Raw genomic sequence first — 14,245 nt, 5'->3', positions numbered from 1 at the left:
AAAGTCTTCTTATGGCGAAATTACATCATTGGAGGTTTTTATGAAAAAAATACTCGGATTACTACTTGCTTTCATTCTAATGCTCCCTATTTCAGGCTTTGCTAATGAAGCAAAAAACGAGTTAAGCTTTGAATTTTTTGTTGAGCCTGTTATTGGGATTGACCAAACAGCTTTTGAGATTGTATTAAAGAATAGTGGGACTCTCCCCATAAGGTTTGAATTTCCTTCCTCTCAAAAATATGAACTAAAAGTCATTGATACAAAAGGAAAAGAGGTTTATGTTTACTCAAAAGATCAGTCATTCCTTCAAGGAATTCAGGCAATTTCTCTAAATCCAAATGAAGAAAAAAGATGGAAGGAAGTTTGGAATAATCAGATCGCCGGAAATCGAGTACAGGAAGGACAATATAAAGTTAAAGGTATTCTGAAATCTACAAAAAGAAACCATATAAATACCTTACCTGTTGAATTTGAATCAACGATGTTTATTCCAAAATCAGATGCAAACTTTCAAAATATTAAGGTTACAGGAAGAAAAGGAAGGTATCAAGTAAAAGGTGAGGCACGTCCACGTCTGGGAGAATTCTATTATACGGTTGAGGATGGTCATAATGAGCAAATTAAAGAAACAAAGGTTCAAACTGGAAGTAGATTTCCACAATGGAACCCATTTCAATTAGATATTTCAATTCCTGAAAAGAACCTACCGAAAAATGGAACACTAATCTTGAATCTCTATGAACGTGATACGAATGGGACAACCATACAAAGCACACCAGTGGTATTGGAACAATTTCATGAAGAAGGATAGAAAAAACAGGAGGGCTATTGCCTTCCTGTTTTCGTGGTGACTGGCACCTCTTTTAACTTAGGTTTACAATTGGTCAAGCTCGTTCTGCAGTTGCTGAAGCTGTTCTTTTTCGGCCATTGACGTATTCGCATAAGCTGAAGAAAGGGCATTTTTGGCTGTTTCAATTGCAGCATATTGCTCGCTTGGATCCGCAGTTTTTGCGAGCCCTACAGCTACCTTTGCTTCGCGTAATAAACGGTTGGTCACGTTATATTCCCCCTAATGAGGAATCTCTAGTATTAGCCATCTTTTGTGCTTCAGCTTCTGCGTAGGTGGTATGATATGGGATACGGTCAGCATGCTTTGTTACGGAATCTACTCCTTGTTGAACAAAGCGTTTTGATTTATTACGTTTACCCATGTTGAATCCCTCCATTTTTTGAATCGAGCTTGATTGAAACAACATACCATTGCTGTTTCATTAGTAGTATGCGCTGAATTCAAGGATATAATAGGAGAAAAAATAGGCTGGATAACAATTTTTTTTGATGCATTCAAAGTAATATTTAAGTCTGCTTAGAGAGCATTTAAGTTCAATAAGTCGTTCAAATATACTCCGACCCCATCCTCCTCATTGGTTAGTGTTACGCCTTTTGCAATATTCTTTAGTGGCTCGATAGCATTTCCCATAGCAATCCCATGCCCAGCATAATCGATCATTTCTAAATCATTATCTTCATCACCAAAGGCAATTATTCTTTGTGAGGGGATTTGATAATAATCTGCTGCCTTTTTTAAGCCCTCTGCTTTGTTTAATCCAGAACGTATAATTTCGATGACGTGAAATGGTGCCGCCCAGCTTCTTTGGTCGATTACTTCTGCGTGAACATCAGCTAAATGATTGCGGATATTTTTGATTTCATCTTCATCTGTGTGAATCAACATACTTGTTGGTGAATCATTTAGTGATTTTCTTAAATCCCCTGTTGTTACATTCGGTTTTCCTAGGCTAAAAATATCAATGAGCTTTTCATCATGGTAATGGAAAAAAACATCATCCATAATTTCAGCGATAATGTTATGAAAGGAAAATGTCAGACATGCCTCAACTATATCCTTTGCTACTTTCATATCAAGTGGAGAGTGATAAATACCAAAGTGGTGGTCCGTTGGATGGTGGACAAATGCTCCATTGAAATTTACAATCGGTGTATCCAGTTTCAATTCCCGGTAATACATTTCACTTGAGCGAAAGGGTCTACCGGTAGCAATCATCACGATATGGCCCTCTTCTCGTGCTTTTTCCAAAACTCTCTTTGTATTTGGTGAAATCACTTTTTTATTTGTTAGTAATGTACCATCTAAATCTAAAGCGATTAAATGCTTTTCTGGCATGATATCTCCTCTTTCTGTTAAGATACAATAATAAATAATTATATAAGTATACATTCTTTAGTTTTATAATGCGTATTAATTTGATAAAGGCTTGCTTTATTATATATTTACTATGGTAACAATTTTACTATCCTTATGTAAAATTTCTGTTATGAAATTATTTAGGAGGCTTTCATTTGGTTGTCGTTGAGAAGAAATATATAGAGCAAATACCAGTACTACATATCGTTAAGAAAGATCAAATTGATAAAGAGCTCCCTTTTATTATTTTTAACCATGGCTTTACGAGCGCTAAGGAGCATAATTTACATTACGCCTATTTACTAGCTGAAAAAGGCTTCCGCGTTGCATTGCCAGAGGCTTTGTTCCATGGAGAAAGAGGGAAAGAAGATTTCCGTGAACATGAGTTAAATTTTCATTTTTGGGAAATTGTAATAAGAACCATAAAGGAAATGAAAATCATTAAGGATTATTTTGCAAAGCTTCATCTCATAGATATTAATCGAATCGGGGCTGTTGGTACATCAATGGGTGCCATTGTGACCCTTGGTGCATTAACACAATATCCATGGATCAAAGCGGCAGTAAGCCTAATGGGGTTGGCCAATTATGAGCAGTACGCAAGGTTACAAATCGATGAAATGAAAAAACGAAACTTTCAGATCCCGTTAAAAGAAACTGAAGTAATAGAGCTTATTGATGGTCTTCGTGCCTATGATTTAAGTCTCCAACCAGAAAAGTTAGGAGCTCGTCCGTTATTGTTTTGGCATGGGAAAAGAGATCCCCTTGTGCCATATGCATACAGCTATGATTTTTATCAATCGATTAAACATTATTATGAAGATTTTCCTGAAAAACTTCATTTTATTTCAGACGAAAAAGCTGGACATAAGGTTTCCAGAGAAGGTGTCTTAAAGACAGTAGAGTGGTTTGAAACATATTTAAAGTAAATGTACGCAAACTTTGATAAAATATGAGTATGAAACGTAATAATAATCAGGTGACTTTGTTATTAATATAAGGTTAAACCTTGAAGATAGGAGAGTATTCAATGGATCAAGATTTAAAGGATAATATTATGGGTGCTCTAGAATTAGTGGTAGACCCTGAGCTAGGAATAGATATTGTCAATTTAGGCTTAGTATACGATGTCAAAATGGATGAAGACGGCATTGTTACAATAGATATGACGTTAACTTCTATGGGATGTCCCTTAGCCGGTACCATTGTTGAACAGGTTAAGGCTGTTCTTGCAGATATTCCAGAAGTGAAAGGAACCGAGGTCAATATTGTTTGGAATCCACCATGGACAAAGGATAGAATGTCAAGATATGCTAAAATAGCTTTAGGAATAAGATAAAAAATCAGGTGATTTCATTGAAAAACAAAGTGATTTTACTAAGCTCGAATGTATTAGGTAAGGGTGACGAAGAGCTAGGGCAAAACCTGTTAGAAACCTTTTTTACCATCCTTAAACAACGGGAAGAATTACCTGCTGCTATTTTTTGTGTGAACAGTGGAGTTCTGGCACTTACGAATGACTCTTTAACCTCACTTCACTTAAAAGAAATAGAAGCTAAAGGGGTAGACGTTCTCGCATGTAAAACTTGTGTGGACTTTTATCAGATTGAGGAAAAGCTTGTTGCTGGGAAAATTAGCAGCATGGCAAAATTTATTGAACTTGCAGAAAAATATGAAGTGATGACAATTGCTTAAACGATAATACTTAAGTAAAAAGTGGCTTGATTCAACAGTTATTCATGGAGGTTGGGGCTAACCCTTTCGATTAATGATACGGAAGTATGCCCTAGGGCAAAAGCTATTTCGAAAAATTTAATAATGCTTTGAACATGTGGGACAGGTATTCTGTCAGGTTTATATGTTGTTAGGCTCTTTGAGATCCGAATTTTTCAAGATTCGGGTCTTTTTTTCGTCATGGAACTGTTTACTAGGAATGGGAACGACTCCAATAGGAAGGGAAGTTAAAGAATTCTGAAGGAATAGGTATCGTTTCCAATTTCCCATTTTCATAAGATGAGAACGAGAATGGGAATAGCAGGCGATATTTTTCCCAGTTGTTTCAAAGGATAATGAAAATATGAAAAAGATAATGGTTTTAAAATAGGTTGCATCACTTTTTAGTATCTCTTCGAAACTGGTTTAGATTGTAATACTAAAAAACACTTATAACATCAAACGAATAGGAATTTTCTGATTATGCTAGTAAAATAGTCACGCAATTTGATATAATACTTGAGGGAAATTATAGAAATGGAAAAAAATGAAAATGGGGCTATTTGAATGAATCCGGATATTTTCCAATACATTGTTATTATTTCAATCTCAGGTGTTTTATCAATCCTTTTATCCATTTATGCATATGTTAAGAGGAATACCTTTACTGGTAATATAAAGGTATTTATTTGGATGTCATGTTTTTCTGCTATTTACTCAATCGGACATGCTTTGGAGTTATCTAGCGGTTCATTAAAGGAGATTAGCTTTTGGGTAAAGGTACAATATATTGGCATGCCATTTATTGCTCCAAGCAGTCTTGTACTAATTATGTATTATGTTGGCTTAGAGCGATTACTAAACCTTAGAATGAAGCTTCTGATTTTCACCATCCCTCTAATAACCCTTTTGCTAGTTATGACAAATGACCTACATCACTTTTATTATCGTTCACTATATTTACGTCCTAATGAAGATACACCATTAGTCGACATCATTGCTGGGCCTTGGTATATAGTCAATTCCAATTATACATTTGGTTGTATAATCCTTAGCATTGCTCTTCTATTTTGGCATTGGAAAAGGACGAAATCCATCTATTGGAAGCAAATTGTTGTTTTGATATTAGGAGAATTTTTACCAATGGTTTTTTCATTCCTATATTTAATGGGCTTGTCACCATATGGGATGGATCCAGTACCTATTGTCATGTGCTTTACCTCATTACTTTATATTTGGGCAATTAAATCAACATATTTATTGGTATTAACCCCAATAGCAAGAGAACGAGTTTTTGAAAATATGAGAGATGGCGTGCTCGTTATTAACAATATAAATTTACTCGTGGATTACAATAATGCTGCAAAAGAAATTATCAAGGAATTAGATAATTCCAGTATTGGAGCTAGGCTTGAAAATATGTTGATATGTCCAAGTTGTCAAAACATATTGATGAAAAAAGTTAATTCAGATAAGGAAGAGGAATTTGACTATCTTAATGAGATGGATAATAAATACTATCAAATTAGAATAGACCCCATTCGGAGAGGCAATCAAGAGATAGTTGGAAAAACTATTGTCATACGAGACATAACAGAAAAGAAATGTCTTGAAAATAAGTTAAAGAGAATGGCCTATATAGATGGAATGACAAAAATCTATAATCGTTCCTTTTTTCTAGAAAAAAGCCAAAAGCAAATGGAACTAGCAAAAAAATTGAACCAACCAATATCCTTTTGTCTTTTTGATATTGATTATTTTAAAAAAGTAAATGACGAGTACGGACATTCTATTGGGGATTTAGCTATTTGTCATGTAGTATCTATATGTAAAAAACATCTCCTTCCTGAAAATATTATGGGGCGCTATGGTGGGGAGGAATTTATTATTTGTTTTCCAGGTATTGATCTTATCGAGGCTGGGAGAAAAATAGAAGAAATAAGAAAAGAATTTGCAATCAACCCCTTAGAAACGGAAAAGGGATCAATCTATGTAACTGCTAGCTTCGGAATTGTTCAACTGAATGATCGTTTTAATACGTTAGAGCTCCTATTACAGGAGTCAGATCGTGCTTTATATTCTGCAAAAGAATGTGGTAGAAATTCTGTTCATCTGTCCTTTGGAGATGAGATCGTCCCCTTTCCAGCAACAGTATCCATAAATTAATTTTGAATTTGAATGAAGGAAATGTGAGGTACTTCACTTATTCATTATCGAAAGTTCTTTATAATACAAAAGAGTTCAGATGCTTTTCGAAATGAATAAGGAGGCGCTACCGATGGTTTATGGTAGAGATTTTAATAAGGATCCCTTTATTGTCATTTGGGAGCTAACAAGGGCGTGTCAGCTTAAATGTCTGCATTGCAGAGCAGAAGCGCAGTATAAAAGAGACCCAAGAGAATTAACCTTTGAAGAAGGAATTAGATTAATTGATCAAATATACGAAATGAATAATCCTATGCTCGTTTTTACGGGTGGAGATCCATTAATGAGAGAAGATGTATTTGATATTGCCGAATATGCTGTTAAAAAAGGGGTTCGTGTATCGATGACACCTAGTGCTACCCCAAATGTAACGAAAGAGGCAATTGAAAAAGCAAAAGAGGTCGGGCTCTCCAGATGGGCATTTAGCCTCGATGGACATAATGCAGAAATCCATGATTATTTCAGAGGAACTCCAGGATCCTTTGATTTAACTATGGAAAGGATTAAGTACTTGCATGAGCTTGATATTCCAATTCAGATTAATACAGTTATTTCAAGGTACAATATTGAGTATTTAGATGAAATGGCAAAATTAATTGAGGAGCTAGATTGTGTGTTATGGAGTGTCTTCTTCCTCGTTCCTACAGGAAGAGCACAGGATAAGGATATGATTTCACCTGTCGAACATGAGCAGGTCTTTACATGGTTATATCAATTAAGTAAACGTGTTTCCTTCGATATTAAAACAACAGCTGCTCAGCATTATCGGAGAGTGGTCATACAAAATAAGATGAGGGAAGCTAAAGGTCAAACAGAAGAGATTCAATATCTTGATGCTTTGACAAGCAAAGGGTTAACGGGATCCATTGATGGCTTAGGAAGGGCACCAAAAGGGGTCAATGATGGAAATGGATTTGTTTTTATCTCTCATATTGGAGATGTATATCCGAGTGGATTGCTTCCTCTAAAAGCAGGAAATGTTAAAGAAACCCCTCTTGCTGAGATTTATCGTGAATCCCCTATTTTCAAAAGCCTGCGTAATCCTGATATGTATAAAGGAAAATGTGGAAAATGTGAGTTTCGATATGTTTGTGGTGGATCGAGGTCACGTGCCTATGCGATGACAGGAGACTATCTAGAAAGTGAACCATTCTGTGTGTATATACCAAAGGAATTGAGGAAAAAGAATTCTGGAAATGAATAAATGGAGGCATTATGCTGCCTCCATTTTATAATAATCCAGAGAATACGGTACATTGCTGAAGAAAGATTTGGTTTATAATAAATAAATTATTCGATGCTACAATAAACTGCAGGACAGTTTTCACATCCAATTTCATCCCTTAAGAATTGAAGATTATGAATGGTAATTTTCCCTTTATTAAAGGATACAATCCCATCGCGCTTTAGCTCATTTAACATTCGATTGACACTTTCTCTAGAAGTGCCACAGAAGTTAGCAAGCTCCTGGTTCGTTAAAGGGAGGTCGATGAATATTCCGTCAGATTTCTCAATGCCATAACTATTTGTCATTCGTATAAGGGTCGAATATAACGCCCCTTTTTTTCCATTGAGAACTAAATCTCGAAACTTTGTCTGAGTTTTTCGGAAATGGTCACTCATCCATTTCATAAATTCAAAGGCTAATGTACTATTTTGAAAGATTTCCTTTTCAATGACCTCTTTCCTGATAGCTGCTATTTCTCCGTCTTCAACGACAAGAGCACTTAGGAGATATTTAGGGGAGCTTGTAAAAAGCGTCAATTCACCACAAATATCATTATCACCACATATTCGTAAAGTAAGCTCGCGACCATCCGATGTGATTTTGCTTATTTGAACTTTTCCTGAGAGTACTAAATAGAGCTCTTCAGCGTTCATACCTTCCTGAAATAAAAATTGGCCTTTTTCGACTTTGATTGTCCTGTCGGCAAACCGTAGCAATTCTTTAATCTCTATTGATTGTGTTGGTTTCATCTCAGTAGTCATTTCATTGCCACCCTCATTTCTTAAATCCTTTCATGCCAATTCCATTATAATAACATATATAAATCTTACGGTTAATAGGTTGTAAGTATAAGTAAACAATAATATAGTTATTATAACTCTTTTCCTTGTGATAATAGTGGAAAAATATATGGAAACTTTGAATACTTTTTGAATCTTGATGGTAAGCTCAAGAAATAATAATTGGAATAATAGGGCCTTTTTAATACTATCTGTATAGTAATAATTTTTTGTGTTATCATAGTAAAATATTTTTTTATTAATTTTTTCAGGAAAAGAAAAACCTACTCTACAGTGGAGTTGACTCATATGAAAGAAAACCTGATATCTGATACATTGGACCGCCCTTTAAGGGATTTAAGAATTTCTGTTATCGATCGCTGCAATTTTCGCTGTCAATATTGTATGCCTGCAGAAATTTATGGACCTGACTTTGCTTTTTTACCAAAAAGTGAATTACTAACCTATGAAGAATTAGAACGTGTAGCTACCATTTTTGTTTATCTTGGTGTCGAAAAAATTCGTCTAACTGGTGGGGAACCATTATTACGAAATGATCTTCCTGTATTAGTCAATAAACTTGCAAAAATAGAAAATTTACGTGATATTGGACTAACTACCAATGGTATCTTCCTCAAAAAGCAAGCAAAAAACTTAAAAGAAGCCGGTCTAAAAAGAGTGAATGTTAGTCTTGATAGCTTGAATGATGATCTATTTGGAAAAATAAATGGACGAAATATTGGTGTTAAGCCCGTTCTTGAAGGAATTGATGCTGCTAGGAATGTAGGCTTAGGGGTAAAAATTAACATGGTAATTAAAAAGGGTTTGAATGAATCTGAAATAGTATCGATGGCCGATTATTGTAAGGCTAATCATATTCAGCTCCGCTTTATTGAATATATGGATGTTGGGAATACCAATGGATGGCGTATGAATGAAGTCATTACAAAAAAAGAAATATATCAAATTTTGAAAGAGCATTACTTATTAGAACCTGTCGATCCCGATTATTTTGGTGAAGTGGCAAAAAGGTATCGCTATCAAGATACCAACGATGAAGTTGGTTTTATTACATCAGTTTCCGAGTCATTTTGCTCCAGTTGTACACGGGCTAGATTATCAGCCGATGGAATTTTATATACTTGTCTATTTAATGGAAATGGCCATAATCTTAAAGGTCTAATAAGAAGCGGAGCCTCGGATAGTGAGATGGCAAAATGGATAGCAGATATTTGGACTATGCGTAAGGATCGCTATTCAGATGAACGGACAATAGAAACAGCTCTAAATCGAAAGAAAATAGAGATGTCCTATATTGGTGGGTAATCCACTTGTTTAGGTTAATTTTATATAATAGAAATTAAAAAAAGCTGCGAAATCAAACATCCGCAGCTTTTTTATTTACAAGCTTATGCTTATTTCCCAATATATCTTGGGAAAAGAATATTGTTTTCTAAATGAACATGGTCAAAGGTATGAGATTCAAGTCCCTCTAAGCGGCTATACACCAAGCGATATGTTCCACATGCATCAAAAGGTAACAGATAATCAGAAGTAATTTCTCTGAGCTCTCTTAAGATATTCCCCGCATGGTCATGTTCCTTTTCTAACTCGATAATTTCATTGATGATTTCTTCACGATTTTCAACATTTTGTTCATCAAGCTTTAATAGCATTGGGAATACCGAAGCTTCTTCCTTCGCTGTATGCTCCAAAAGCTCTTTCTTTAGTTCATAAAATAATTCGTGTACTTTTAATAGCTCTGGATGGCGATCACCATGAACCTTCGAAACCTTTGTAACATAGGGGCTTAGGTTAGCTAACTCTTCTTCTAAAGAGCGGTGATAGTGGTTTTTTATATGTTCGATGATGACATCTGATTTCGAATTGGTCCAAACCTCAATATCCTCTTTAGAATTTTCGTTTGAAATATAGAGTTCTTCCAACTGTTTCATTAGCTCATCTATGCTAATGGACTTTTCAGAGGCTGCCTCAAGCAACGGAATATTTCCACCACAGCAAAAATCAATTCTATATTTTTTAAATAAATCACTTGATTTAGGTAACTCATTAACAATGTCTCTTACTAAAGATGTTTCAGAGAAAGGAATTTTCATAATCTAGTCTCCTTTTTATTTTTCTATAGCATCATCATAAAGGTTTTGTAAGCAAAAGTTTGTGATTCTGGTCACATTTTATTAAGGAATTGCAAAAGATGACGATACTTGTAATATAATGATGTTCATTATGAAAAAGATGAAATATAATTATATTGTTGCGGATTTTTTATAAGGTGGAATGATTATGTTTATTAAAAAGAAGAAATCATTAATAGATGAACAAACTCAGCTTTTAGAAGAAAACGCTCGTTTAAAATCGGAGTTGGCTCAAAAGGCTGTAGAAACAAAGGACTTCATGGATAAGTTACAGGAAGAATTACTAACCACAATTGATCAGCATGAAAAAGTAAATGGTCAGCACGGAGAAATGGCCAATTTAGTGGCTATGATAAAAGCTCATTTTGAAAAGGCTAGCTCCCAGGTTGAAGACTCCTCTGAAAAGGCAAAAGAGATGCGTGATAAAGGAACTAAGCTCATTCAAGCAGCTGAAATTATGGGAGTTAGAGGTCAGGAAGGTCAAACAATTGTAAGCAATATGGAGAACCTTATTGAAAAGTTAGGGCAGGAAATGCAGCAAAATCTAGAAGCTATCAAAATGGTTGGTCAACGTTCAAAGGAAATCGATGAAATTGTTTTTATGATAAAAGGAATTGCTGAACAAACCAATTTATTAGCTTTAAATGCTTCTATTGAGGCAGCTAGAGCTGGGGAATATGGAAAAGGTTTTTCTGTTGTTGCCGAAGAGGTTCGAAAGCTAGCTGAGGAAACTGCTTCTAGTTCTCAAGGAATCATGGAACTGACTCAAAGCTTTCAAAAGGATATCGAAGCAGCAGTTACAAATTCAAACGAACTTTTTAGTTTGGTACAATCAGGAATGAATTTAGGAAAACAAACCACATCAAAAATATCTGAAATTGAGGAAATTATTAAAGAAGTACATGACCAAGTTCAGAGTGTGCAGTCTTTGATTAGGGATCAAAATGGTTCATGTAATAATGCATTAAATGAAATGAGAAATACCGGAGTTATTTTTGACGAAGTGAATCAATTAATTACAAATCATATTGAGGCTGCAGAAATCGTCGATAGAAAGCTAGAAAATGGGGTTTCACAATTAAAAGACCGTGAAGTTGAAAACCTCCACTAATTACAATAGATCTAATCAGAGGCTGTCTTAAATGTAACATAGCACCTATATATTGGTGCTCAGCTACATTTGAGACAGCCATTTTTGTCTTTTTAACCTTCTATCTAGTAAAATCAAGAAGTATACACTAAACAGAAAAGGCTCTAAAATTTTTCAAGTATATTATGTATATGGTAAATTGCGGAACATTGTAAGAAAGTTAAAGTACATAAGGGAGATGATATTAAATGGTCGAAAAAAGGAATCCGATTCCGATAGGAGAAGCGGTTCAAAAAATAATGGAGGTAGCGATTAAAGGTGAAACAGAATTGGTACCAATAAGTGACAGCTATGATCGTTTTCTTTCAAAGGATATCACCGCAACTAATGACGTGCCCCCTTTTGATCGATCTCCCTATGATGGATTCGCTGTAAGGGCAATCGATACGGCAAATGCCTCGCAAACCAATCCAATAAGGCTTGAGGTAATAGACACCATTGGGGCAGGGTTTGTTACAGAAAAACAAGTGAATGATAATCAAGCTGTACGAATCATGACAGGCGCTATGCTACCTGATGAATGTGATGCGGTTGTCATGCTTGAACTAGTGAAGGAAGAAGAGTTTAATGGCAAAAACTATATTAGAATAAATAGGTCTTATCAAAAGGGGGAAAATGTCTCCTTCCGTGGGGAAGATGCAAAGGAAGGGCAGATACTTATACCAAAAGGAACCCAAATAAACCCTGGTGTTCAGGCGCTCCTTGCTACATTTGGGTACGAACAGGTCCCTGTAGCAAAGAAGCCGGTGATTGGACTTTTTGCAACAGGAACCGAGCTTTTAGAGGTAGGGGACCCACTCATCCCCGGAAAAATTAGAAATAGTAACTCTCACATGATATGTGCTCAAATTGAACGGGCTGGAGGAAAGGCTATATATTTTGGAAAGCTTCCAGATGACATGGATGTTTGCTTTGAGGCTATCAAAGACGCTGTTGAAAAGGTTGACCTGCTAATAACTACAGGCGGGGGATCTGTTGGAGACTTTGATTATTTACCAGCTATTTATGAAAAACTAGGAGCTCAAGTTTTGTTTAACAAGGTCAGAATGCGGCCAGGTAGCGTCACAACCGTAGCGGCTTATCATGGGAAGCACCTCTTTGGATTATCTGGTAACCCATCNTATCTGTTGGAGACTTTGATTATTTACCAGCTATTTATGAAAAACTAGGAGCTCAAGTTTTGTTTAACAAGGTCAGAATGCGGCCAGGTAGCGTCACAACCGTAGCGGCTTATCATGGGAAGCACCTCTTTGGATTATCTGGTAACCCATCCGCATGCTATGTAGGGTTTGAACTATTTGCAAGACCTGTTATTCGTAAGCTGCTATTTTCACCAAGACCTCATTTAAAAAAAGAAAAGGCGATCCTTGTCGAAGATTTTCCAAAGGCAAATCCATTTACCCGATTAGTGAGGGGAAGGCTCTCAATTCGGGAGGGCCATTTGGAAGCCTCTCCAACAGGGGTAGATAAATCAAATATTGTGACGAGCTTAGCAGCAGCTAATTGTTTTATCGTACTACCAGGTGGAACAAGAGGTTATCGTTGTGGTGATGAGGTGGAGATTTTTCTAATTGAGGACCAGGAAGGCAATGAATGGCCATGGTAATACCAGTAATGATGCAATTTGTCGGTTATCAAAATAGCGGGAAAACAACCTTTGTTAATCATATTATTCAGGAGCTTTCTGGAAAAGGCTTAAAGACCATAACCATTAAGCACCATGGCCATGGAGGGAAACCAAGTGTAGTAGAGGATAAAGACTCCTTTCAGACTATTCAAGCAGGTGCAATGGCAGCCTTGGTAGAGGGGGATGGAAGGATGCTTATCCAAGTAGAGTCTATTCCATTCTCATTAAATGAAAAAATTAGGCTACTTTCTCAATTTAGTCCGGATTTCATTCTTATTGAAGGATATAAAAATGAGAATCTCGATAAGGTAGTTTTTTTGAAAAGGTATGATGATTTTCAAATGCTAAAGGATTTGCCTCATGTTAAAGCATTCTTTTGCTGGGACCAAAGGGATTTAACATTAATCCAAAGAAATACTCCTTTACCTTGTTTTCAAATAGATGAAGAGAAAGGGAAAAGGTGGCTCATAGATCGATTGTTAAGTCAACGTCAATCCGATGAACTATAACGATAGTCACAAAATATAAAGATTATGTTCGAAATTTCGATAAAAAAAGTTAAAAAAATTGTCATAAATGTAACTTTAGTCACTGCAATCATTTCCAATTTAAGATTAAATGAAGTAGGGGATTTATGTTTGAAAAAATAGATGGAAGAGTTGAAGGAGATGGAAATATTTCAAACGCTGTTGTGGATTGTCTATCCCTATATAGTTTTTGCTGTTTTTGGGATGGGGGTAGTCTGGCAGAATGATGTCGAGGAAGTACAAGCTCAACAGAATCAGCTAGTCATTCACGAAAGATTAATTAATCGAGTGGTTGTAGGATTAATGGGTCTAAGTGTATTAACTGGTTTAGCCGTTGTTTATTATACGAGAATAAATAATGAGCCAAGAATGATCTTTGATTGGGTAATGAGTGTACTTCGTCTTCATCCAGATACTGATATCATAAGAAATATTTCCTTCCTTTCTCGCGTGCATTTTGTAATATTATTAACATCTATACTGTTGATATCATTTACCAACTATTTACCGTATTTATTAAAACCGTATCTTCTTTTCCGAAGAAAAGTGATTACAAGAAAAAATATTTAAAGTGGCTGTCCGATAAGATCATGGAAACTTATCGGACAGCCATTTTTCATTGTATTAGATTTTGAAAAGGGCTGTGTTAAACTT

General features: G+C 35.6%; 15 protein-coding genes and 2 pseudogenes. 12 read left to right on the top strand and 5 right to left on the bottom strand.

From position 1 onward, the window contains the following. Nucleotides 1-40 precede the first annotated feature (40 nt). Nucleotides 41-811 (top strand): BsuPI-related putative proteinase inhibitor, encoded by a 771-nt coding sequence (locus BQ6100_RS20850; protein WP_084780314.1) that lies wholly within the window; start codon nucleotides 41-43, stop codon nucleotides 809-811. A gap of 63 nt (nucleotides 812-874) precedes the next feature. Here the strand turns inward: BQ6100_RS20850 and BQ6100_RS09690 are convergent, their stop codons facing one another. The 3 genes from BQ6100_RS09690 to BQ6100_RS09685 all read right to left on the bottom strand — a co-directional run bounded on the left by BQ6100_RS09690 (nucleotide 875) and on the right by BQ6100_RS09685 (nucleotide 2,185). Continuing rightward, entirely contained in the window at nucleotides 875-1,057 is a 183-nt protein-coding gene (locus BQ6100_RS09690; RefSeq protein WP_075981469.1) for a DUF3813 domain-containing protein, read from the bottom strand. 1 nt (nucleotide 1,058) lies between these two features. Further along, nucleotides 1,059-1,211, bottom strand: a complete 153-nt coding sequence (locus BQ6100_RS21450; RefSeq protein ID WP_173719827.1) for a hypothetical protein — start codon at nucleotides 1,209-1,211, stop codon at nucleotides 1,059-1,061. A gap of 155 nt (nucleotides 1,212-1,366) precedes the next feature. Beyond that, nucleotides 1,367-2,185, bottom strand: a complete 819-nt coding sequence (locus BQ6100_RS09685) for a Cof-type HAD-IIB family hydrolase (protein WP_075981468.1) — start codon at nucleotides 2,183-2,185, stop codon at nucleotides 1,367-1,369. Nucleotides 2,186-2,361: 176 nt separating this feature from the next. Between BQ6100_RS09685 and BQ6100_RS09680 the strand changes: the two genes are divergently transcribed. The 5 genes from BQ6100_RS09680 to BQ6100_RS09660 all read left to right on the top strand — a co-directional run bounded on the left by BQ6100_RS09680 (nucleotide 2,362) and on the right by BQ6100_RS09660 (nucleotide 7,328). Continuing rightward, on the top strand, nucleotides 2,362-3,135 hold the full coding sequence (locus BQ6100_RS09680; RefSeq protein WP_075981467.1) for a prolyl oligopeptidase family serine peptidase: 774 nt from the start codon (nucleotides 2,362-2,364) through the stop codon (nucleotides 3,133-3,135). A 101-nt stretch (nucleotides 3,136-3,236) separates the two neighbouring features. Continuing rightward, nucleotides 3,237-3,545, top strand: a complete 309-nt coding sequence (locus BQ6100_RS09675) for a metal-sulfur cluster assembly factor (RefSeq protein WP_075981466.1) — start codon at nucleotides 3,237-3,239, stop codon at nucleotides 3,543-3,545. A gap of 17 nt (nucleotides 3,546-3,562) precedes the next feature. After that, nucleotides 3,563-3,901: a DsrE family protein gene (locus BQ6100_RS09670; protein WP_075981465.1), complete on the top strand. Its 339-nt coding sequence runs from the start codon at nucleotides 3,563-3,565 to the stop codon at nucleotides 3,899-3,901. Between the two features lie 585 nt (nucleotides 3,902-4,486). Then, the gene (locus BQ6100_RS09665) at nucleotides 4,487-6,085 is read left to right on the top strand and encodes a histidine kinase N-terminal 7TM domain-containing diguanylate cyclase (RefSeq protein ID WP_075981464.1); all 1,599 of its coding nucleotides are present in this window, start codon (nucleotides 4,487-4,489) and stop codon (nucleotides 6,083-6,085) included. Nucleotides 6,086-6,197: 112 nt separating this feature from the next. Further along, on the top strand, nucleotides 6,198-7,328 hold the full coding sequence (locus BQ6100_RS09660; RefSeq protein ID WP_075981463.1) for a TIGR04053 family radical SAM/SPASM domain-containing protein: 1,131 nt from the start codon (nucleotides 6,198-6,200) through the stop codon (nucleotides 7,326-7,328). 86 nt (nucleotides 7,329-7,414) lie between these two features. Here the strand turns inward: BQ6100_RS09660 and BQ6100_RS09655 are convergent, their stop codons facing one another. Next, on the bottom strand, nucleotides 7,415-8,113 hold the full coding sequence (locus BQ6100_RS09655) for a Crp/Fnr family transcriptional regulator (RefSeq protein ID WP_075981462.1): 699 nt from the start codon (nucleotides 8,111-8,113) through the stop codon (nucleotides 7,415-7,417). A 327-nt stretch (nucleotides 8,114-8,440) separates the two neighbouring features. On the opposite strand from BQ6100_RS09655, the gene moaA reads away from it, so the two are divergent. After that, nucleotides 8,441-9,457, top strand: a complete 1,017-nt coding sequence (moaA, locus tag BQ6100_RS09645; RefSeq protein WP_075981460.1) for a GTP 3',8-cyclase MoaA — start codon at nucleotides 8,441-8,443, stop codon at nucleotides 9,455-9,457. Nucleotides 9,458-9,546: 89 nt separating this feature from the next. Here the strand turns inward: moaA and ric are convergent, their stop codons facing one another. Continuing rightward, the gene (gene ric, locus BQ6100_RS09640; protein ID WP_075981459.1) at nucleotides 9,547-10,248 is read right to left on the bottom strand and encodes an iron-sulfur cluster repair di-iron protein; all 702 of its coding nucleotides are present in this window, start codon (nucleotides 10,246-10,248) and stop codon (nucleotides 9,547-9,549) included. 181 nt (nucleotides 10,249-10,429) lie between these two features. Between ric and BQ6100_RS09635 the strand changes: the two genes are divergently transcribed. From BQ6100_RS09635 to BQ6100_RS09615, 5 genes and pseudogenes are all read left to right on the top strand, one after another. Then, nucleotides 10,430-11,398, top strand: a complete 969-nt coding sequence (locus BQ6100_RS09635) for a methyl-accepting chemotaxis protein (RefSeq protein WP_084780312.1) — start codon at nucleotides 10,430-10,432, stop codon at nucleotides 11,396-11,398. A 227-nt stretch (nucleotides 11,399-11,625) separates the two neighbouring features. Then, nucleotides 11,626-12,600, top strand: a pseudogene (locus BQ6100_RS09630) (molybdopterin molybdotransferase MoeA); the annotation flags it as partial. Then, nucleotides 12,561-13,043, top strand: a pseudogene (locus BQ6100_RS22115) (molybdopterin-binding protein); the annotation flags it as partial. The pseudogenes BQ6100_RS09630 and BQ6100_RS22115, both read left to right, overlap by 40 nt. Next, the gene (gene mobB, locus BQ6100_RS09620) at nucleotides 13,031-13,573 is read left to right on the top strand and encodes a molybdopterin-guanine dinucleotide biosynthesis protein B (RefSeq protein ID WP_075981457.1); all 543 of its coding nucleotides are present in this window, start codon (nucleotides 13,031-13,033) and stop codon (nucleotides 13,571-13,573) included. The pseudogene BQ6100_RS22115 and the gene mobB, both read left to right, overlap by 13 nt. 141 nt (nucleotides 13,574-13,714) lie before the next feature. Continuing rightward, nucleotides 13,715-14,161 (top strand): respiratory nitrate reductase subunit gamma, encoded by a 447-nt coding sequence (locus tag BQ6100_RS09615; RefSeq protein WP_075981456.1) that lies wholly within the window; start codon nucleotides 13,715-13,717, stop codon nucleotides 14,159-14,161. Nucleotides 14,162-14,245 lie beyond the last annotated feature (84 nt).

Source organism: Bacillus massilinigeriensis (genome assembly GCF_900117315.1).
Taxonomy (GTDB): Bacteria; Bacillota; Bacilli; order Bacillales; family Cytobacillaceae; genus Bacillus_BE; species Bacillus_BE massilionigeriensis.
The sequence above is the reverse complement of the archived record's forward strand: the minus strand, read 5'-3'. Positions and strand labels throughout refer to the sequence as shown.

Coding starts and splice junctions, on each gene's coding strand:
- BQ6100_RS20850 (WP_084780314.1), top strand. CDS start 41: ATGAAAAAAATACTCGGATTACTACTTGCTTTCATTCTAATGCTCCCT.
- BQ6100_RS21450 (WP_173719827.1), bottom strand. CDS start 1,211: ATGGGTAAACGTAATAAATCAAAACGCTTTGTTCAACAAGGAGTAGAT.
- BQ6100_RS09685 (WP_075981468.1), bottom strand. CDS start 2,185: ATGCCAGAAAAGCATTTAATCGCTTTAGATTTAGATGGTACATTACTA.
- BQ6100_RS09675 (WP_075981466.1), top strand. CDS start 3,237: ATGGATCAAGATTTAAAGGATAATATTATGGGTGCTCTAGAATTAGTG.
- BQ6100_RS09665 (WP_075981464.1), top strand. CDS start 4,487: ATGAATCCGGATATTTTCCAATACATTGTTATTATTTCAATCTCAGGT.
- BQ6100_RS09660 (WP_075981463.1), top strand. CDS start 6,198: ATGGTTTATGGTAGAGATTTTAATAAGGATCCCTTTATTGTCATTTGG.
- BQ6100_RS09655 (WP_075981462.1), bottom strand. CDS start 8,113: ATGACTACTGAGATGAAACCAACACAATCAATAGAGATTAAAGAATTG.
- moaA (WP_075981460.1), top strand. CDS start 8,441: ATGAAAGAAAACCTGATATCTGATACATTGGACCGCCCTTTAAGGGAT.
- ric (WP_075981459.1), bottom strand. CDS start 10,248: ATGAAAATTCCTTTCTCTGAAACATCTTTAGTAAGAGACATTGTTAAT.
- BQ6100_RS09635 (WP_084780312.1), top strand. CDS start 10,430: ATGATTATGTTTATTAAAAAGAAGAAATCATTAATAGATGAACAAACT.
- mobB (WP_075981457.1), top strand. CDS start 13,031: ATGGCCATGGTAATACCAGTAATGATGCAATTTGTCGGTTATCAAAAT.
- BQ6100_RS09615 (WP_075981456.1), top strand. CDS start 13,715: ATGGAAGAGTTGAAGGAGATGGAAATATTTCAAACGCTGTTGTGGATT.